Origin of the sequence: Pseudonocardia yunnanensis (genome assembly GCF_039534065.1) — a bacterium.
In the GTDB taxonomy this organism is placed as follows: domain Bacteria; phylum Actinomycetota; class Actinomycetes; order Mycobacteriales; family Pseudonocardiaceae; genus Pseudonocardia; species Pseudonocardia yunnanensis.
Map to the genome: position 1 here is coordinate 195,174 of NZ_BAAAUS010000027.1, position 17,855 is coordinate 213,028.

The 17,855-nt window shown below is 72.6% G+C and carries 15 protein-coding genes; 4 read left to right on the top strand and 11 right to left on the bottom strand.

What is annotated here, in order from left to right:
• Nucleotides 1-101: 101 nt before the first annotated feature.
• Nucleotides 102-569 carry a hypothetical protein gene (locus ABD743_RS25665; protein WP_344724768.1) on the top strand — a complete coding sequence of 156 codons (468 nt, stop codon included), beginning with the start codon at nucleotides 102-104 and terminating at the stop codon, nucleotides 567-569.
• A 174-nt stretch (nucleotides 570-743) separates the two neighbouring features.
• Nucleotides 744-1,289, top strand: a complete 546-nt coding sequence (locus tag ABD743_RS25670) for a hypothetical protein (RefSeq protein ID WP_344724769.1) — start codon at nucleotides 744-746, stop codon at nucleotides 1,287-1,289.
• A 36-nt stretch (nucleotides 1,290-1,325) separates the two neighbouring features.
• Here ABD743_RS25670 and ABD743_RS25675 read toward each other — a convergent pair whose 3' ends face one another.
• From ABD743_RS25675 to ABD743_RS25685, 3 genes are read right to left on the bottom strand one after another with little or no spacing between them, the layout of a single operon-like run.
• Nucleotides 1,326-2,078, bottom strand: a complete 753-nt coding sequence (locus ABD743_RS25675; protein WP_344724770.1) for an SDR family NAD(P)-dependent oxidoreductase — start codon at nucleotides 2,076-2,078, stop codon at nucleotides 1,326-1,328.
• The gene (locus ABD743_RS25680) at nucleotides 2,075-3,046 is read right to left on the bottom strand and encodes a DMT family transporter (protein ID WP_344724772.1); all 972 of its coding nucleotides are present in this window, start codon (nucleotides 3,044-3,046) and stop codon (nucleotides 2,075-2,077) included. Before ABD743_RS25680 ends, ABD743_RS25675 begins: the two co-directional genes overlap by 4 nt.
• Before the next feature lie 18 nt (nucleotides 3,047-3,064).
• On the bottom strand, nucleotides 3,065-5,542 hold the full coding sequence (locus tag ABD743_RS25685; RefSeq protein WP_344724773.1) for a WS/DGAT domain-containing protein: 2,478 nt from the start codon (nucleotides 5,540-5,542) through the stop codon (nucleotides 3,065-3,067).
• A gap of 112 nt (nucleotides 5,543-5,654) precedes the next feature.
• On the opposite strand from ABD743_RS25685, the gene ABD743_RS25690 reads away from it, so the two are divergent.
• Entirely contained in the window at nucleotides 5,655-6,812 is a 1,158-nt protein-coding gene (locus ABD743_RS25690; RefSeq protein ID WP_344724774.1) for an MGDG synthase family glycosyltransferase, read from the top strand.
• 14 nt (nucleotides 6,813-6,826) lie between these two features.
• On the opposite strand, the gene ABD743_RS25695 is transcribed toward ABD743_RS25690, so the two are convergent.
• The 8 genes from ABD743_RS25695 to ABD743_RS25730 all read right to left on the bottom strand — a co-directional run bounded on the left by ABD743_RS25695 (nucleotide 6,827) and on the right by ABD743_RS25730 (nucleotide 16,316).
• Nucleotides 6,827-7,441, bottom strand: a complete 615-nt coding sequence (locus tag ABD743_RS25695) for a VC0807 family protein (RefSeq protein WP_344724775.1) — start codon at nucleotides 7,439-7,441, stop codon at nucleotides 6,827-6,829.
• A gap of 178 nt (nucleotides 7,442-7,619) precedes the next feature.
• A complete protein-coding gene (gene hpnH / locus ABD743_RS25700; RefSeq protein ID WP_344724776.1) occupies nucleotides 7,620-8,624 on the bottom strand; it encodes an adenosyl-hopene transferase HpnH in 1,005 nt (334 codons plus the stop codon).
• 2 nt (nucleotides 8,625-8,626) lie between these two features.
• A complete protein-coding gene (ispH, locus tag ABD743_RS25705; protein WP_344724777.1) occupies nucleotides 8,627-10,123 on the bottom strand; it encodes a 4-hydroxy-3-methylbut-2-enyl diphosphate reductase in 1,497 nt (498 codons plus the stop codon).
• On the bottom strand, nucleotides 10,120-12,042 hold the full coding sequence (gene shc / locus ABD743_RS25710) for a squalene--hopene cyclase (RefSeq protein ID WP_344724778.1): 1,923 nt from the start codon (nucleotides 12,040-12,042) through the stop codon (nucleotides 10,120-10,122). Before shc ends, ispH begins: the two co-directional genes overlap by 4 nt.
• Nucleotides 12,042-13,067, bottom strand: a complete 1,026-nt coding sequence (locus ABD743_RS25715) for a polyprenyl synthetase family protein (RefSeq protein WP_344724779.1) — start codon at nucleotides 13,065-13,067, stop codon at nucleotides 12,042-12,044. The genes shc and ABD743_RS25715 overlap by 1 nt, the downstream gene beginning before the upstream one ends.
• On the bottom strand, nucleotides 13,064-14,470 hold the full coding sequence (gene hpnE, locus ABD743_RS25720) for a hydroxysqualene dehydroxylase HpnE (protein WP_344724780.1): 1,407 nt from the start codon (nucleotides 14,468-14,470) through the stop codon (nucleotides 13,064-13,066). The genes ABD743_RS25715 and hpnE overlap by 4 nt, the downstream gene beginning before the upstream one ends.
• Entirely contained in the window at nucleotides 14,467-15,378 is a 912-nt protein-coding gene (hpnD, locus tag ABD743_RS25725) for a presqualene diphosphate synthase HpnD (protein ID WP_344724781.1), read from the bottom strand. The genes hpnE and hpnD overlap by 4 nt, the downstream gene beginning before the upstream one ends.
• Nucleotides 15,375-16,316, bottom strand: a complete 942-nt coding sequence (locus ABD743_RS25730) for a squalene/phytoene synthase family protein (protein ID WP_344724782.1) — start codon at nucleotides 16,314-16,316, stop codon at nucleotides 15,375-15,377. Before ABD743_RS25730 ends, hpnD begins: the two co-directional genes overlap by 4 nt.
• A gap of 119 nt (nucleotides 16,317-16,435) precedes the next feature.
• On the opposite strand from ABD743_RS25730, the gene ABD743_RS25735 reads away from it, so the two are divergent.
• Nucleotides 16,436-17,680, top strand: coding sequence for a PucR family transcriptional regulator (locus tag ABD743_RS25735; RefSeq protein ID WP_344724964.1), 1,245 nt, complete (start codon nucleotides 16,436-16,438; stop codon nucleotides 17,678-17,680).
• The last annotated feature ends 175 nt before the right edge of the window (nucleotides 17,681-17,855 follow it).

Sequence of the window (17,855 nt, forward strand, 5' to 3'; positions counted from 1 at the left end):
GTCGGACAGGCGGCGCGTGCGCGTGCGGCCTGTCGGTGCCCGGGCGACCGGCCGCGCGATGCGGCGGCCCAGGCATCTGGCCGGACGATGAGGAGTCTCGTGTGCGTGCCCGTTCTGCTCGGTTGCTGACCGGCGGCCTGATGCTCGCCACCATCGGTCTGACCGCGGCCTGCGCAGGCCAGCCGGTCGTATCCGGTCCGGTGGCCGTGGTCATGCCGTCCGCGCCGTCGACGTTGGCCGCGCTCTCGGCGAGTGTCCGCGCCCCCATGGCGTCGGCGGCTGACATCGACGGCAAGCCCGTGAACTGCGGCAAGGTCGGCCCCACCGGCGGCAAGCAGGTGGACCTGATCGCCGAGCCCACTCCCGCAGGCACGGTGGGGTGCACGGACGCGATCACCGCCATCAGCCAGTACTACAAGCGAGCCTCTGCCCCCGTTGCCGGAGAGGGCACGGCCCGCGTCCGGAAGGTCGGGAAGTGGACGTGCTTGATCGACACCGGGCTTCCGGTCAGCCAGCGGTACATCGTCTGCGGCAGCACTGACGGTTTCGCCCTCCACACCCAGCCCTGACGGTCCGGACACGCCCGAGCGCGCGTGACGATCTTCGTCATCCGGTGAACCGGGTCGTCGCGCCCCGCGTTGATCACCAGCGGGTGGCGCGGAACGTGCGGCCCGTCAGTGCACGGCGAACGACCGCGACCACGCGGAGGCCCGGGCACCTGACCTGACAATGAGGAGTTTCCCGTGGGTGCCCGCTCTGCTCGCCTGCTGACCATCGGACTGATGCTCGCCACAGTCGGACTGGCCTCGGCCTGCGCAGGTCAGCCGGTTGTGACCGTTGCGCCGGCCGGCTCGTCGGTGGCCGTTTCCGCTCCCGCCGTGCCGGCCGGGCCCGGCGTGCCCGCCGAGCCTGCCGTGCCGGCGGAGCACGCCGGGCACGCCGCACCGGCCGAGCCCGCCGAGCCGGCCCCGGCCGCTGAGCCGGGCCCCGCTGCCGCGCCCGCCGATGAATCGCAGGCGGTGAACTGCGGCAAGGTCGGCCCCGACGGCGGTCAGCAGGTGGATCTGATCGCCGAGGCCACCGACGCCGGCACGGTGGGGTGCACGGAGGCGATCAACGTCATCACGCAGTACTACCACGATGCGGCGATCCAGGTCCCTGGCGACGGAACGTCGCGCATCCGGGAGATCGGGAAGTGGACCTGCGCGATCGACACCGGAGGGCCGGTCAGCAGCCGCCAGATCGGCTGCGGCACCGACGACGGCTTCGCCATGCACACCCAGCCCTGACCGCGGGCCGCCCCGGCGGTGCCTCGAAGCGCCGCCTCAGACGGCCGGGGTGTCGGCCCGCCGGTCCATGCGGCGCGACAGACGGGCGAAGACGGCGGGCGCCACGCCGTGCACGCGGGCACCGACGGTGAGCCAGCGAGGCACGAACACCTCGGCCCGGTCCCTCCGCACGGCCTCCACCAGCGCCTCTGCCACGCGTTCCGGGCTGACCGGACGCGGGAAGCGCCGGTGGTAGGGCTGCCCTCGCCGTTCGTAGTACGGGGTGGTGACCGCTCCCGGGAGCACAGTGGTGACCCCGACCTCCGACTCCACCCGCAGCGCGTCGGCGAACCCGCGCAGGCCTGCCTTCGTGGCCGAGTAGGTGGCCTCGTACGCCACCCCGATCGCCGCGACGGAGGCCACGAAGACGACGTGGCCGTGCGCGGCACGCAGGGTCGGTAGCAGGGTTCGAGTGATCTGGACGGGAGCGACGAGGTTGACCGCCAGCAGTTCGTCGACGACGTCGGCAGGCGTCTCGGCCAGGGGACCGGCCGCGCCGACACCGGCGCCGTGGACCAGCAACTCGGCCCAGCCGTCAGCGGCGTCGCACACCGCCTCGACTCCTGCACGGTTCCGGAGGTCCGCGACGACCGCGCGCCCCCCGGTGCGAACGGCGACGGCATCGAGGCGGGCCTGGTCGCGACCCACGAGGAGAAGCCCGCAGCCGTGGTGGGCGAGCCGCTCCGCCACAGCCGCCCCGATCCCGGAGGACGCGCCGGTGACGACCGCGTTGCGCGGTAGTCGCGTCATCCGGAGATACGGCCGTGCTGTACGCCGGCGTCACGGCGTGGGGGCAAGTACGTCGGGAGCTGGTTGGCTGCCGAGTCGGCCGTGGCCGCCCTGTGCCGCAGGATCCGGTGGCCTCGCGCGACGATCAGCGCGATCGAGCCGATGACGACAGCGGCGGCGATGCACTCGCCTGCGAGCTGGGCGGGGGAGGTGTCGAGCTCCTCGCCGAGCCAGCCCACTCCGATGAGGACACCGACCACGGGATCGACGCTGGTGATCACGGCCACGGCGGGGGCCACGAGCTGGCCGGCCTGGAACGTGTTCTGGCTCAGGAGGAAGCCGATCGGGCCGATGATGCAGACGATGTAGAGAACCGGGTGACGAAAGGGTTCGTCCAGCCCCAGCCGCAGTTGGCCCGTGATGACCTTCATCAGCCCGGCCGTGACGCCGTACAGCACGCCGGTGGCCAGTGCGAGCGCCAGTACTCGCGAGGGGTGGTCGACGCTGGCCGCGTAGAAGATGCAGCCGACCACCACGATGGCGAGGGCGATCGCCAGTGGCAGACCGGCCCACAGGTCGATGTCCCCGTCGGTCGAGCCGGCCGTCGGGCGCGCGAGCAGCAGGAACGTGGAGAGCCCCGCGGCACAGAGCAACGCACCGAGCAGGATCAGCGGGTCGGGACGATGGCCGGACATCAGCGCGGCGAACACGGCGGCGAAGGCCACGCCGGTGACGAGCAGCGGCTGCACCACGGCGAGCGGCCCGAACGCCAGCGCCACGATCTGGAAGAAGAGGGCCACGATCGTGGCTACCAGCCCGAGCAGCCACATCGGCCGCGCGAGCAGTTCCACGATCAGCCGCGGGCTCAGCGTCGGGGTAACGGCCACCTCATGGGTGGCGCGTTGCTGAGCGGCGCTGGCGAGCCCGAACCCGGCGGCGCCGAGTACGGCGGCCGGCACCGCTATCACCAGCGCGGTTCCCGTGTCCATCGTCACCTCCGCCCCCCGTCAGTCCACACGTTCCTGCATAGCGCTTAACGACGCCCTAACGCGATCGGGAATTCCCCCGATCTCGGGTATGAGTTGTGGATCCGCCGTGATCCCGATCGCTGTTGTGCGGCCCCAGTGGAGTGCCCCGACCGCCAGGCCCACGCCCTCGGCCAGCGGTAGCACGGGATAAACCTCGCGAATCACCCCACCGCGCGAATGCAGCGGTCGCCGCGAACCCGGCATCACCGAGGCCAGTGCGTGGAAGAACCGCCGCCCGTAAATCCGACGCACCAGCAGGGCCTGCGCTTCCCAAGGTAACAGCCCGAGGACGCGCAGAACTGCAGCTGCGCCTTCGGGCTGGCCCGCGGACGATCCCGCTGCCAGCGCTTTCTCCACCCGCGCGACCCGCTCGGCGGGGGTCATGTGGCCGGTCGGCAGGTCGATGGAAACCGCCGCGGTGCGGTTGCCCAGTGCCCGGCTGCGCACCGTGGCGCTGGTGCGGGTGGTCATCGGGACCATCGTGCGCACCGTGGCGGGCACGGTGCTCGGGTCGCGTGCGGTCAGGACGGAGTGCAGGGTCTCGGCGACCACTGCCAGCACCAGCACCGTGGTGCCGACGCCGTGGGCTCGGGCCGCCGCACGGACCCGTGCCCCGTCGAAACACACGCTGGCACGGCGGTGCGCGGTGCCCGCGATCGGACCGGCCAGTGGGGACGGCCCCGCCACTCCGGCGAGGGCGAGGCTCGCGACGCCCCGGACGACGACCGCTGCGCGGCGTGCCCGGTCGGCCACACCCGGTGCCGGGCCGGGTTCGTCGAGGGAGCGGCCGGCGATCGAGGGCGGGGTCTCGTCGGTCAGCAACTGGACCAACGCGGCGGTGACGGCGAGCCCGTCGCCCAGTGCGTGGTGCACCTTGGCCAGGACGGCGACCTCGCCCGCCGCCCGGTCGCGGGCGACCTGCAGTTCCCATCCTGTCGACACCGGGTCCACCACGGTGGCGAAGAACGTGGTCAGGGCGTCGTCCCAGGTCGGTGACGCGCCGTCCGCCCCGATCTCGACGATGTCGGGGTGCACGTGCCGGGCGGGGTCCGGGTCGGGGTCGACCAGCCAGCGCAGCGGACGTGCCAGGCGGGGGCGTTGCAGCCGGCGGCCGAGCAGCGGGATGTCCGGCACCCGGGAGCGGACGAGCTCGGCCAGATGGTCGGGCCAGTCGTCGCGGGCGTCGGGGTCCTCCACCAGGATGCGTGCGCCCACCTGCTGGGGGACCTCGGGCGTGGCGGCGTGCAGGAAGAGCGCGTCCTGCGCTCGTACCCGTGGCGCGAGCGGGGTGCGGGAATGCGACCCCAGTTCGGCGAGCGCGGCGACGTCGGCGGTGAGGTCGGTGCCGGTGAGGCGCGCCCGCAGTCGCCGGACGACGGCGTCGCGTGCTCCGGTGTCGCGAAGCTCGGCGACCGCCGCGTGCAGGTCCTCCGGCTCCGGGCACACCCGGGCGAGCCCGGCGTCCGCGAGCAGCGCCGCGGTGGCGCGACCGTGGCCGGGGATCGGTGCGAACAGCAGCAGCGGACGGGCGCAGGCCAGCGCCTCCAGGGTGGTGGCGCCCGCGGCGTTCGTGACGACGATGTCGGCGGCGGCCGTGGCGGCAGCGGGATCGTCGACCCAGTCCACCACCCGCATCGCCGCACCGCGGGGGTGCCGGCGCGCGAGCCGCAGCAGGCGGTGCCGGACACGCGAGTTGCGTCCGCAGGTCACCAGCACGTCGGCGCCCGCATCGAGCACGGCCGAGCATGCCGTGGCGAGGTCACCGAACGCCATCGAGCCGCAGGACACGTACACCAGCGGGCGGTCCCGCACGGCCTCCACCACTGGTGGGCCGAATCGGCTCGCGACCGGCAGGGCGGCCACCCGGACCGGTGCGGTCGGCGCGGCCCGGCGCACCAGCGCGGCGGCGGCGCTCGTGGACACCATGTGCAGGTCCAGCGCGGGGTCCACCCACAGCGGGTGTGGCGCCGGGTCGGCCATGACGGCGACCGCGGGCATCGGCAGCGCGCCGCGGCGGCGCAGCCGGCCGAGTCCGGTGATCCCCTCGGGGAACGTGGCCACGACGAGGTCAGGGGAGTGCCGGGCGATCTGCGCGGCCAGCCCCCGGCCGCTCCAGGCCCCGATCACCGCGCGGGTACCGGCCCGGAACGGGAGCACGTGCCAGAGCAGCCAGAAGTACAGCTCGTAGAGCCACGGCAGCCGGCGCATGCACCCCGCGTAGATGGCTCGGAAGAGCGGGCCGGTGCCCCGGCCCATCCCGTCGAGGGTGTCGGTCCACGCCACGTCGACGCCCGGCCATGCCTGGCGCGCGCGTTCCTCGATGGCGCGAGCGGCGGCGTGGTGCCCTCCGCCGATACCCCCGGTGACCAGCAGAATGCGCCGCGGAGCCGCCGCGGCGCTCGCGGACGACCCGGCCTGCGGGCCTGCGTTCGTGCTCGTGCCGGTGTCAGTGCTCATCGTGTGTGCTTGCTCATCGTGCGCTCATCCTGGCGTCATCCTGCGCTCGGCAGAGCGCGTCCGTGGCGTAATCCACCCCACCGGGAGATCGGTGCCGCGCTAGCGTGCCGGTGTGGACCGAGCCGAGAGGGACCGTGGCGACATGGGCGCCGACCGTGCGGACGGTCCTGCGCGCGTGGTCGTGCTGTCCGCGCCCGTGGGCGAGGGCCACGTGGCGGCGGCACGGGCGCTCGCGGCACGGATGCGCGAGCTCTGGCCTGCCGCAGAGGTGCTGGAGCTGGAGGGCACCGGGCGCGGCGGCTGGTGGCGGGACGTGCTGCTGCGCGTCTCCTACGACCTGACACTGCGGTTCGTCCCGCACCTCTACGGACTGGGCTACGACCTGCTCGTCCGGTTCCCGAAGGTCGCCGAGCTGTTCAAGGCGATGTCCGCAGGCGGCATCGGTCGCTCGCTCGAACCGGCGCTCACCGAGCTGGCCCCCGACCTCGTGGTCTCCACGTACCCGATGATCTCCGGAGGCCTGGCGTGGCTGCGCCGCCGTGGCCGGCTGCCCGGGCGCGCCGTGGCGGTGGTGACCGACGTCGCCGTGCACCCGTTCTGGGTGTGGCCCGAACTGGACGAGACGTGGACCCTGCTTCCCGCGTCGCGCGAGCAGGCGAAAGCCGTGGCTCCCGAGGCGGATGTCCGGTTGGCCCCCGCGGCGGTCGACCGGCGCTTCCACCCAGGCGACCCGGCCGCGGCCCGAGCGGCCACCGGACTGCGACTCGACGCGTTCGTGGTGTTGGTCACAGGCGGGTCGCTGGGCTTCGGCGGCCTCGAGACGGTGGTCGACGCCGTGCTGGCCGGTGGCGAGGACGTGCAGGTAGTGGTGCTGTGCGGCCGCAACGAGCGGCTGCGGGCGCGCCTGCTCGCCCGCCGGCTCCCGGTCGGCCGGTTGGTGGCTCTCGGCTGGACGGACCGGGTGGCCGAGCAGATAACCGCCGCCGACCTGGTGGCCACCACCGCGGGCGGGGTGATCGCCACCGAGGCGCTCGCGGTGGGCCGGGCCGTGCTGTTCGCCGCGCCCATCCCGGGGCACGGCAAGGCGGGCGCCACGATGACAGCAGAGGCCGGCCTCGCTGTGGTCTGCCCCACGCCCACCGAGGTGACGGCGGCGGTGCGCAGGTTGCGGGACGACCCGGGGGAGCGGGCCGCGCTCGCCGGCCGCGCGGCCGAGTTCGGCCGCGCCGACCTCGACGCGGAGCTGGCTGCACTCGCCACGCGGGTGTGAACCCGCGCGAGGCGTCAGACCACGGCCGGTGCGGCGCCGATCCGTAGCCGGATGCCCTCGCCCGCCAGCGACCGGCGGAACCACCACAGCGAGAGGGCGATCCCCATCACGACCATCGTGTAGGACCCGGCGGTCGAGACGACGAGGTAGTTGCCGACCGTCTGGGTGGCGAGCACGCAGAGCGTGGTGGCCCCGTTCACCAGGAAGACGAAGGCCCACAGCAGCGACACCCGCTTGAAGAACCGCTTGATGCGTGGGTGTCCGGTGAGTGCCTCGGGGAACGGGCAGAAGTCGTCGGCGAGCTTCGCCAGGAGCGGCCGCTCGAACCCGAGCGTGAGCAGCAAGGCCAGCGCGAAGACGAAGTTCTGCACCGTGGGCTGCAGGAAGTAGAAGAACGCGCTCCCGGTCCACAGCCCGATCGCGGTGCGTGCGATCAGCAGCCCCGTGCTGATCAGGAGCACCGCCGGCAGCCGCCTGCGCAGCACCAGCCTGCGGCTGATGGCGAGCGCGGACCACCCGAGGGCGGCGAACAGCCCGGCGTCGAACCCGGCCTGGGTGAAGAGCACCCAGAACAGTGCGAGGGGCACGAGGGTGGACTCCAGCAGCGGGGTGCCTGCGTGGCGAATCAACGACCCGATCGACGGGAGGTGAACCGTAATTCGGTGCTGCAGCATCCTCTGCCTCTCCGGCCGGCCGCGGGGTGGAAGCAGTGTACTGAGACCGGTAACGGGGCGATAACGGGCTCATCGTCCGGTTCTGACCGGTCCCTCGTCGGCTTCCACCGTGCCCACCACTATGCCCTTCTCCTCAACTACCCGCTGCGGCCCGCAGGGATTCCCGCAACGAGCCGAGAGTTGCGAGAACCGCAGACGGCTCGTAACCGCAGTGAGCCATGCAGTTCGCGCACCGTGGGTCGTTGCCGCGGCCGAACGCGGACCAGTCGGTGTCCTCGATCAGCTCCTTGTAGGTCTGCACGTAGCCGTCGTCGAGCAGGTAGCAGGGCCGCTGCCAGCCCAGGAGCGAGTAGGACGGGATCGCCCACGCCGTGCAGGCGAGGTCGACCTTTCCTTCGAGGAAGTCGAGGAACAGCGGAGAGTGATTGAGCCGCCACTTCTTGCGTCGGCCGCCGTCGAAGGCCTTGCGGAACAGCTCGCGGGTCTGCTCGACACCGAGCCAGTGCTCCTGGTCCGGGGCCTTCTCGTAGGCGTAGGCAGGCGAGATCTGCATGTTGTCGATGCCGAGCTCGTCGTTGAGGTAGTCGAGGACGTCGATCACGTCGTGCGGCGTGTCGGTGGTGAAGAAGGTGGTGTTCGTGTTGACGCGGAACCCCTTCTCCTTCGCCATCTTGATGGCCGCGACGGCCTGGTCGAAGACCCCGTCCTTGCACACCGAGGCGTCGTGACGCTCGCGCAGCCCGTCGATGTGCACCATCCACGCGAAGTTCTTGTGGGGTGTGAACCGATGCAGATGCTTGGGCAGCAGCACGGCGTTGGTGCAGAGGAAGACGATCTTCCCGCGGGCGAGGAGCTGCCGGACGATCTCGTCGATCTCCTTGTGCATCAGCGGTTCGCCGCCGGCGATGGACACCATCGGCGCGCCGCTCTCCTCGATCGCGCCGACGGCCTGTTCGACCGACATCCGCTGCTTGAGCAGCGCCGCAGGCTGTTCGATCTTGCCGCAGCCTGCGCACTTGAGGTTGCAGGCGAACAGCGGCTCCAGCTCGACGAGCAGCGGGAACTTCTCGACGCGCTTGATCTTCTGCTTCATCAGGTACGCGGCGAGTCGAATGGACTGGCGCATGGGCATGGGCATGATCAGCTCACCTCCTTGGGCAGGGTGAATGAGACGTCCTCGGTCCCGGTGGTGGCCGTGGTGACGGTCACCGGCCCGAGACCGGAGAGGCAGGACACCACCTCGTCGACGAGGTGGTCGGGTGCCGACGCACCGGCGGTGACGCCCACCCGGCGCACGCCGGCGAGCCAGCGCAGGTCGAGCTCGCCGACGTCGTCGACCAGGTGGGCAGGTGTGCCCTCGCGCCCGGCCACCTCGACGAGGCGGAGCGAGTTCGAGGAGTTCGGCGAGCCGACGACGAGCACCAGGTCGGCCTTCTGCGCCACCGCGCGCACCGCGCGCTGGCGGTTGGTGGTGGCGTAGCAGATGTCGTCGCGTCGCGGCCCGGCGAGCTCGGGGAAGCGATCGCGCAGCACGAGCGCGATCTCCTCGGCCTCGTCGGCGGCGAGCGTGGTCTGCATCGCGTACGCCACGTGTTGTGCGTCACGGGGCTGCACCGACCGCGCGGCGGCGACGTCCTCGACGACCACCACCTGCTGCGGAGCCTCCCCGACCGTGCCCTCGACCTCCTCGTGGTCGGCGTGGCCGATGAGGAACACCGTGTCGCCGCGCTCGGAGTAGCGGCGCACCTCGGAGTGCACCTTCGCGACGAGCGGACAGGTCGCGTCGATCACCGAGAGGTCACGGCCTCGTGCCTGCGCGCGGACAGCGGGGGCGACCCCGTGCGCGGCGAGCACGGCGACCGCGCCGCGGGGGATCTCCTCGACCTCCTGGACGAACACCGCCCCACGGCGCTCCAGCCCGCGCACCACGTGGGCGTTGTGCACGATCTGCCGCCGCACGTAGACCGGAGCCCCGTAGCGGTCGAGGGCCCGGTCGACGACGTCGATGGCGCGCTCGACCCCCGCACAGAACGACCGGGGCTCGGCGAGCTCGACCGTGCGCGGTGCGGTGGCGGCCAGCCAGTCGTCCAGGGCGGGCGCCGCGCGGCGCAGGGACCGGAGCGCGCGCAGGCCGTGAACGAGCGTGGAGGGCCGGTACAGCGGCGCGTCCGGCGTGTCGACGACGGCGCGGACCACGGCGAAGGGGCCACCCGCCGCTGCGTCGGCGAGCCAGGCCGACTCCATGTCGACGGCCAGCGCCCCGGTCCTGGCGAGCTCGGAGCGGCGGTCACCGTCGACGACGGACGGACTGGAGAAGACCGGCCCGACGTGGACGCGCAGGCCCACCCGGCGCAGCGCGGCCGCCAGCGGCACCGCGCTCGGCACCATGACCGGTTCGACCCCGTCGCCTCGCACCTCGTCCGCGACCACCAGGTCGCCGGGTCGCAGCCGGGCGTCGAGCGCTCCCGCCACTCCCGCGACGAGGACCGGCCGGGCACCGCCCGCGGCGATCCGGTGCGCAGCGGCACGCGAGCGGCGAGGGCCGAAACCCGTGCGGACGACCTGGGCGGCGCCGGGTCGCCTGCCGACGGCGATGCGCTCCGCCCGGAGAGGGGTGCAGACGACGGGGTTCCTCATCGGTCCGCGTCCAGGTAACGGCCGAGTGCGGAGACGGGGAACACCATCCGGTAGAGGTGGTAGTTGATGTAGAAGGCGCCCGGGAACCCGGTGCCGGTGAACTCGGGCTCGTCCCACGAGCCGTCCTCGAGCTGCGTGTCGACCAGCCACTGCACACCGCGCTCGACGGCCGTCGAACGCTCACCGGCCGCGAGCAGCGCGAGCAGCGCCCACGCGGTCTGGGACGCCGTGGAGGTGCCACGCCCGATCCACTCCGGGTCGGCGTAGGAGCGCAGGTCCTCGCCCCAGCCGCCGTCGGGGTTCTGGTGCAGCTCCAGCCAGCGCACCGCGGCGCGGATGGCCGGTGACGACTCGGGCACCCCGGCGGCGATGAGGGCCGGCACGACACCACCCGTCCCGTACACGTGGTTGGCGCCCCACCGGCCGAACCACGACCCGTCGTCCTCCTGGGAGGCGAACAGCCACGAGACGCCACGCCGGCAGGCCTCGGAGTCGGAGAGGCCCTCGGCAGCGAGCATCTCCACCATGTGCGCGGTGACGTCGGCGGACGGCGGGTCGATCACGGCGCCGAAGTCGCAGAAGGGCAGCTTCGTGATGATCTCGCGGGTGTTGTCGGCATCGAACGCGCCCCAGCCGCCGTCCTGCGACTGCATGCCGACCGCCCAGTCGACCCCGCGGTCCACGGCGGCACGCAGCCGTTCGGGCTCCGGGTGGGCGACGCGGCGCAGCGCCAGCACGACCTCGGCGGTGTCGTCGACGTCCGGGTAGCCGTCGTTGTCGAACTCGAACGCCCACCCGCCCGGAGCCAGGTGCGGCCTGCGGACGGACCAGTCTCCGGTGACGCGGATCTCCTCGGCGAGCATCCAGTCCGCGGCGCGCACCACGGCCTGGTCGTCGGGGGCGACGCCGGCGTCCAGCAGTGCGGTGACGGCCAGGCAGGTGTCCCACACGGGGGACTGGCAGGCCTCGAGCCTGCGGACCCACCCGTCGGGCGTCTGCTCGCGGACCAGGAACCCGTCGAGACCGGTGATGCCGGCCTTCATCGCGGGATGGTCCATCGGATAGCCGAGCAGGTGCAGGCAGAGCAGCGAGTACACCCACGGCGGCTGGATGCCGCCCCAAGAGCCGTCGGCCTCCTGGCGGGCGAGGACCCACTCGGCGGCTCGGCGCATCGCGAGCCTGCGCAGTGGCCGCACGGGGTTGCGCGAGTAGCGGTGCAGCACCTTGTCGAGCCGCTGGAACGCCCCCGGCCAGGACCACAACGGGGCCCGTCGCGGCCGGGCAGCCTGCCGCTGCCCTGGGGTGAGCCGTTCCCGCGGGCATTGCAGCTCGTCGATGCCGAACGGCAAGGGCCGCGCCGGCCGCAGGGTGGCGACGACGGTCAGCGGGACCACGGTCTGGCGTGCCCAGCAGGCCCAGTCGTAGACGTTGAGCGGGAACCAGCGCGGCAGGAAGATCATCTCCGGGGGCATATCGGGCAGGTCGTCCCACGACCACAGCCCGAACAGCGCGAGCCAGATCCGGGTGAACACCCGGCTGTTCTCCACCCCGCCCCAGGCGAGCACGAACTTCTGCGCCCGCTGCATGTGCTCCGCGTCCGGTGAATCACCGGCAAGCCGCAGCGCCACCCAGGCCTCGATGGTGGTCGAGAGGTCGCCGGGGCCGCCCCGGAAGTTCGCCCACGTGCCGTCCGCACGCTGCTGGGACCGGATCCAGCGGGCGGCCTCCTCGGTCTCCTGGTCCTCGCGGATACCGAGGAACTCCCGCAGGAGCAGGTCCTCGGCGTCCATCGTCACGTTGGTCTCGAGCTCGCCCTTCCACCAGCCCTGCTGATCCTGCTGGGCGCGCAGGAAGCCGACTGCGGCGTCGAGGGCCGAGTGCAGGCTGCGGGAGGTGGTCTCGGGCGCCGTGAGGGTCATCAGAACTCCCGGTCGGTGAGGTGGCGGCCGAGGGCGACGAGCTCGGCACGGGCGACAGGGGGGATGTCGACGCCGGCGAGGGCCTTCTCCGCCAGCGACATACGCCTGCGCGCCTCGGCGGCGGCCCAGTCGCGGCCCCCACCGGTCTCGACGAGCGCAGCTGCCCGTCGCAGGTCCTTCTCGTCGTCGCTGCTCCCGGCGAGCCAGCACGCGAGTTCCACCCCGGCCGCGCCGCCGTGGTGCACCGCGTACGTCACCGGAAGCGACTTCTTGCGAGAGCGCAGGTCTGACAACACCGGCTTGCCGGTGACCGTCGGGTCCCCCCAGATCCCGAGCAGGTCGTCGACGAGCTGGAACGCGGCGCCGACCTCGGCACCGAAGGTGCGCAGCGCCGCGGCGACCGCGGGACAGGCGCCGGCCAGCAGCGCCCCGATCTCGGCGCTCGCGGCCAGGAGCGATCCGGTCTTCCCTGCGGCCATGGCCAGGCACTCGTCCACGCTGACGTCGCCGCGCCGCTCGAACGCGACGTCCTCCGCCTGGCCGCGGATGAGCTCGCGGGTGGTGCGGGCGATCAGCGAGGCCGCGGCCGCCGCGTGCGGCGACTCGGACTCCAGCAGGATCTCGACGGCCAGGGCGAGCAGTGCGTCGCCCGTCAGGATCGCCGACGGGGCGCCCCACTGTGCCCACACCGTGCGGCGATGCCTGCGCTCGGTGTCGCCGTCCATCAGGTCGTCGTGCAGGAGTGAGAAGTTGTGCACGAGCTCGACGGCCACCGCACCAGGCAGTCCGACGCCGGCCGGGGCGCCGGCGGCTTCCGTGGAGAGCAGGGCGAGCGCGGGCCGCACGGCCTTCCCGCCGCCGTTGCCGGGCGAACCGTCGAGCTCGGTCCAGCCCAGGTGGTAGGACGCCTGCTCGCGGCTCGCGGGATCCAGCCGGTCGACAGCCCCCTGCAGTGCGGGGGTGACGAGATCGCGGCAGCGTCGCAGCGCCTCCACGGCTGTGGTCGAGGTGGTGGAGGCGGTCATGTCGCGACTCCCGCCGCGCGCACCGGTGCACCTGCCGCGGAGAGCACGGCGTCGGCGGCGGCGTTCCCGCTGCGGACCGCGCCCTCCATCGTGGCGGGCCACCCGGTGTCGGTCCACGACCCGGCCATGAACAGCCCGGGGGTCCGGGTCGTGGGAGGTGGGCGGAGCGCGCCGCTGCCCGGGGACGCCCGGAACGTCGCGTGCGGCTCACGTGTCACGAAGAAGTCCAGCACCCGCGCCTCACGCGCCGCCGGCAGCAGCGCGGCCAGGGCCGGCAGCATCTCCTCGCGCAACCGCGCCGCCGGCGTACGGATCAGGTCGTCGGCGGCCGACAGGGAGACGGCCAGGTACTGCGCCGGAGCCGGGTGTGTGCGATGCAGGCCGGACTGCTCCGTGCGGTCGAAGACCCACTGCACCGGGGTGTCCACGCCCGCCACGAACGGCACGTCGAGCACCGTGCGGTCGTAGATCACGTGCACGTTCACGATCGGAGCGCTGCCCAACGTCGTGGACCAACCCTGCGGCAGGTCGAGCGCCGCCGCAGGCAGCAGCCGCTCCGCCACCGTGGGCGGTACGGCGCAGATCATCTGGTCGACCACGGTCTCCTCCACCCTCTCGCCTTCACGCTCCGAGCCGATCTGCCATCCGTCTCCCGTGCGCTCCAGGGAGCGGACCTTCGTCGAGGTGTGCACCTGCACTCCGGCCTCGCGCAGCCCTCGCGCGGCCGCGTCGTCGTGCAGTCGTCCGAGCGGCACCCTGGCCCAGCCGATGTCGCCGGCCGCCGCGTCCGTGAGCAGCCCGAGCCGGAAGACGGTGGCCGCTGGTGCGAGCGACGCGGAGTCCGCCTTGGCGTTGAGCGTGGCCACCCCTACGAGGTCCCACAGCGCGTCGACGGCCCGGCGGCTCTGGCCGTGCTCGGCGAGCCACGTACCGAAGCTGACGGCGTCGGTTGCGGGGTCGGCCGGGTCCACCTTCCGCAGCGCGAGCGCTGCTGCGCCCAGTCGCAGTCGGTCCTGCAACGACAACGGACGGTGACACAACAACGCCCCCGCAAGGTGCAGGGGCGCAGGCAGCCGGGACCGGCGCAGCCGGCCGGGCCGCCGCCCAGGCATGCGGACGGGGATGTCCAGCCGATCCTGAAGTGTCACCAGGTCGGCCACCCCTAGCCGCCCGAGCAGCGCCCTGTAGGCCGTGCAGCAGCGCAGGAACACGTGCTGTCCGTTGTCGACGTCGAGCTCGCCGCGCCGGAATGAGGACGCGAGGCCCCCGAGCCGCGGCCGCGCCTCCAGCAGCGTCACCGCGAGCCCGGCGTCGGCGCACCGGAGAGCAGCGGTGATCCCGGCGAGTCCGCCGCCGATCACCCCGACCCTGGCGCTCGCGCCGTCGTCCGTACCGGCGCTCATGAGGTCTGGACTCCCGCGGGTGCTCGGCCGGAGAGCGCCCGTGCCGCCACCGCTGCCTTCTGCCAGCCCGACAGCGACCGCCGCTGGTGATACACCGAGGGCGGGTCGGCGGCGATGTCGTCGAGCAGCTTGCGGTAGATGCCGGACATCGCGGTGACGCAGGCGGCGCTGCGCCGGTCGAGCAGTGGCACGAGCTTGAGGCCTTCGGCGTACCACTCGCGTGCCCTCGCCGCGCTGAACGTGATCAGCTCCGCGAGGCCGCCGGTCTTGTCCACCAGCACCTCGTGCTCGTCGAGCACCAGTTCGACGCCGAAACGCTCGAGCTCCGCCCGGGGTAGGTAGATGCGACCGTTCTGCAGGTCCTCGCGGATGTCGCGCAGGATGTTGGTCTGCTGCAGCGCGATGCCCAGCACGTCGGCGTAGCGCGAGGCCTCGGGGTCCGGGCGCGAACCGAAGATGCCCAGGCAGAGCCGCCCTACCGAGCCTGCGACGCAACGGCAGTACCCGACCATGTCGTCGAACGACTCGTAGAAGCAGCTCGCGGTGTCGGACCGGGCGTCCATCGCGACGTCGGCCTCGACCCCGTCGACGAGCTCGTCGAACGCGCCGAGCGGGATCGGGTAGCGCGTCACCGCGTCGGTCACCGCGACGAGCACGGGGTCGGCCGCGTCGGGCGGCCGCCGCAGCGACTGCCGCAGGTCGGCGAGAGCGGCCACCTTCTCCGCGGTGGGCAGGTCGCCGTCGCCGATGTCGTCGATGCGCCGGGCCAGGGCGTACACGGCACAGAGCGCCGAGCGTTTCGCCGGTGGCAGCAGACGGATGCCGTAGTAGAAGTTGCGGGCCTCCCGCCGGGTGATGGCGTCGCACGCCTCGTAGGCGGCATCGAGCGGGGTGCGTGGCGGGGTCACAGCGTGCTCCGGATCAGGTCGGGGACGAGGTGCCTGACGACGTCACGTCGCCTGGCGGCCGGCGAGCCGGCCAGCACGTCCCACTTGGCGCGACGCAACGCGTCGGCCGCAGCCCGGCCACCGGCCACGTAGCCGGCGACGGCGAGACGGGCCCAGCCGTGCAATGTGCCGCTCATCGCCGCGGCGCCCTGGTCGAGGAGCGCCACCGCACGAGCGGTCTCGTGGGCGATCAGTCTGCGTAGCGCGGGCGGTGTGCCGGCCGCCCCGAGATCTCCCACGTTCAGCCGAGCGTCGTCGACGGATGAGGGGACGACATCACTCGGAAAGGTGATACCGAAGCGCTCGAGATCCTCGATGGGCAGGTAGACGCGGCCGCGGTCGCGGTCTTCCGCCACGTCCTGCCAGTGCTCGAGCAGCTGCAGTGCCGTGCAGACCTGGTCGCTCCCGCGTTCGACGGCGCTACCGGGCGGGGCGTCGACCTCGAAGATGGCGAGCACGAGCCGTCCGATGGGGTCGGCGGACAGCCGGCAGTAGCCGAGCAGGTCGTCCCAGGTGCGGTACCGCATGACCTCCTGGTCCTGCAGGTTCGCCGCGATCAGCCGGTCGAACGGCTCACGCGGCAGGCCCCCGTCGCGGGCCACGGGAACCAGCCGCTGCAGCACCGGCGCGAGGGGGCCGGGCCCCTCGCGTTTCCAGACCGCGGCGAGATCGTCGGAGAATGCGTGCAATTCGGACAACCGGTCCCCTGTGGACTCGTCACCGAGATCGTCGATCGTGCGGACCACGTCGTAGACCGCACGCAGCCGGATGCGCAGCCGGGCGGGGAGTATCCGCAGCGCTACCGGGAAGTTCTCTGCCTGTTCCGCACTGCGCAGCCGCGTCTCGGCGCCAGGCAGCGGCCCGGCGGTCGCGTCCTGTGTCGACGACGGTTCGGCCATGAGGCGATGTTGCCCGGGAACCGTCCACTGTCTCTGCGCATCTGTGGTTAATTATTTGGGGTCAATTTTGTCAAACTCGTACAACTCGGCCCCTGCTCGTGACCGGACAGGCGTACAAGATGTGTGTGGACGATCCAGATCCGTCGCTGGCCGGCTTGGTGCCTGCCCTGATCGACCGCCTTCCCGTGCTGCTGGACGAGGTGCGTCTGGCTCTGGAGGAGGACTGGCCCGACTACGCCCGGTTCCTGGCCGCCAACAGTGCGGAGGTGGGGGTGGCCGCCGACGCGGCCCTGAACCGGCTCGTCACGCTCGTGACGACCAGCGGTGCCGACGGCGGCGTCGAAGGTGAGCTCTTCGAGGAGATCGGCCGCATCCAGTGGCGGCAGGGGAGCGACCTGACGACGCTGCTGTCCGCCTACCAGATGGGAGCGCGCGTCTTCTGGCGCCACGTGTCGGCCGTTGCCGTCGAGCAGCGTGTCGAACCGCGCACCGTGGCAGCGCTGGCCGAGGCGGTCTTCCTCTTCGTCGACAAGCTCTCCTCGTCCTCGGCCCGCGGCTACGTCCTGGAGCAGTCGGAGGCAGCGGTCACCCGCGAGCGCCTCCGTGAGGAACTCGTCGGGCTGCTGCTCTCCGACAGAGCCGACCAGGCGGCGGTCCAGGCCGCGGCGGAGCGGGCCGAGTGGCCCTTGCCGGACGAGATGGCGGTGGTACTGGTGGAGCCCGACAGCCCCGCCTCGCACCAGGCCCTCGCCCGCCTCGACCCGTCGAACATCGTGTTCAGCCGCCCGCCGCTGCTGGGCGCGATCGTGCCGAACCCGTCGCGGCGCAACCTGCGCAGGCTCTCCACCGTGCTGCGCGGCACGCGCGCGGTCGTCGGCGTGGCGGTGCCCGCCGACCGGCTCCCGGCCAGCCTGCACATAGCCGAGACCGCGGCGCGCCTCCAGCGCAGCGGCGTGCTCGTCGACGATCCCGTGTTCACCGCCGACCACCTCGACGCGATCATCGTGCATCGCGACGCGGGGCTGCTCGACGCGCTGCGGGCCCGCGTGCTCGGTCCGCTGGCCACCTCGTCACCGGCGTCGCGGGAGCGGCTGTCCGAGACCCTGCTCGCCTGGCTGCGGCACATGGGCGACCGGCGGGCGATCGCCGCGGAGCTGCACGTGCACCCGCAGACGGTGCGCTACCGGCTCGCGAAGCTGCACGAGCTGTTCGGCGAGGATCTCGATTCGCCCAGTACTCGGGCGCAGCTGGTGCTCGCCCTCGCGTGGGGACCGCCTCAGCCCGTGCGACCGGCCGCGGGAGTGATGCCGCCCGGCACGGTCGGGCAGCCGCCGCGCACGGACTTCACGACTCCGCGCCGCTGACCCCGCACGCCGGACGCCGGACTCGTCTCGTTCCTGTCGGATGCGACCTTTCGTTCTGCTCTCGACTTATGCTCTGAATCTTCCGCCGGGTTGATCGGCGAAGTTACCCGCACGACCGGACGAATTGCCGACGTTGGGTTGTGGTCATCACATGTAACCGGCGCTACACCCCCGC

Excerpts from the sequence above, each read along its gene's own strand:
- ABD743_RS25675 (WP_344724770.1), bottom strand. The coding sequence starts at position 2,078 with ATGACGCGACTACCGCGCAACGCGGTCGTCACCGGCGCGTCCTCCGGG.
- ABD743_RS25680 (WP_344724772.1), bottom strand. The coding sequence starts at position 3,046 with ATGGACACGGGAACCGCGCTGGTGATAGCGGTGCCGGCCGCCGTACTC.
- ABD743_RS25685 (WP_344724773.1), bottom strand. The coding sequence starts at position 5,542 with ATGAGCACTGACACCGGCACGAGCACGAACGCAGGCCCGCAGGCCGGG.
- hpnH (WP_344724776.1), bottom strand. The coding sequence starts at position 8,624 with ATGCCCATGCCCATGCGCCAGTCCATTCGACTCGCCGCGTACCTGATG.
- ispH (WP_344724777.1), bottom strand. The coding sequence starts at position 10,123 with ATGAGGAACCCCGTCGTCTGCACCCCTCTCCGGGCGGAGCGCATCGCC.
- shc (WP_344724778.1), bottom strand. The coding sequence starts at position 12,042 with ATGACCCTCACGGCGCCCGAGACCACCTCCCGCAGCCTGCACTCGGCC.
- ABD743_RS25715 (WP_344724779.1), bottom strand. The coding sequence starts at position 13,067 with ATGACCGCCTCCACCACCTCGACCACAGCCGTGGAGGCGCTGCGACGC.
- hpnE (WP_344724780.1), bottom strand. The coding sequence starts at position 14,470 with ATGAGCGCCGGTACGGACGACGGCGCGAGCGCCAGGGTCGGGGTGATC.
- ABD743_RS25730 (WP_344724782.1), bottom strand. The coding sequence starts at position 16,316 with ATGGCCGAACCGTCGTCGACACAGGACGCGACCGCCGGGCCGCTGCCT.
- ABD743_RS25735 (WP_344724964.1), top strand. The coding sequence starts at position 16,436 with ATGTGTGTGGACGATCCAGATCCGTCGCTGGCCGGCTTGGTGCCTGCC.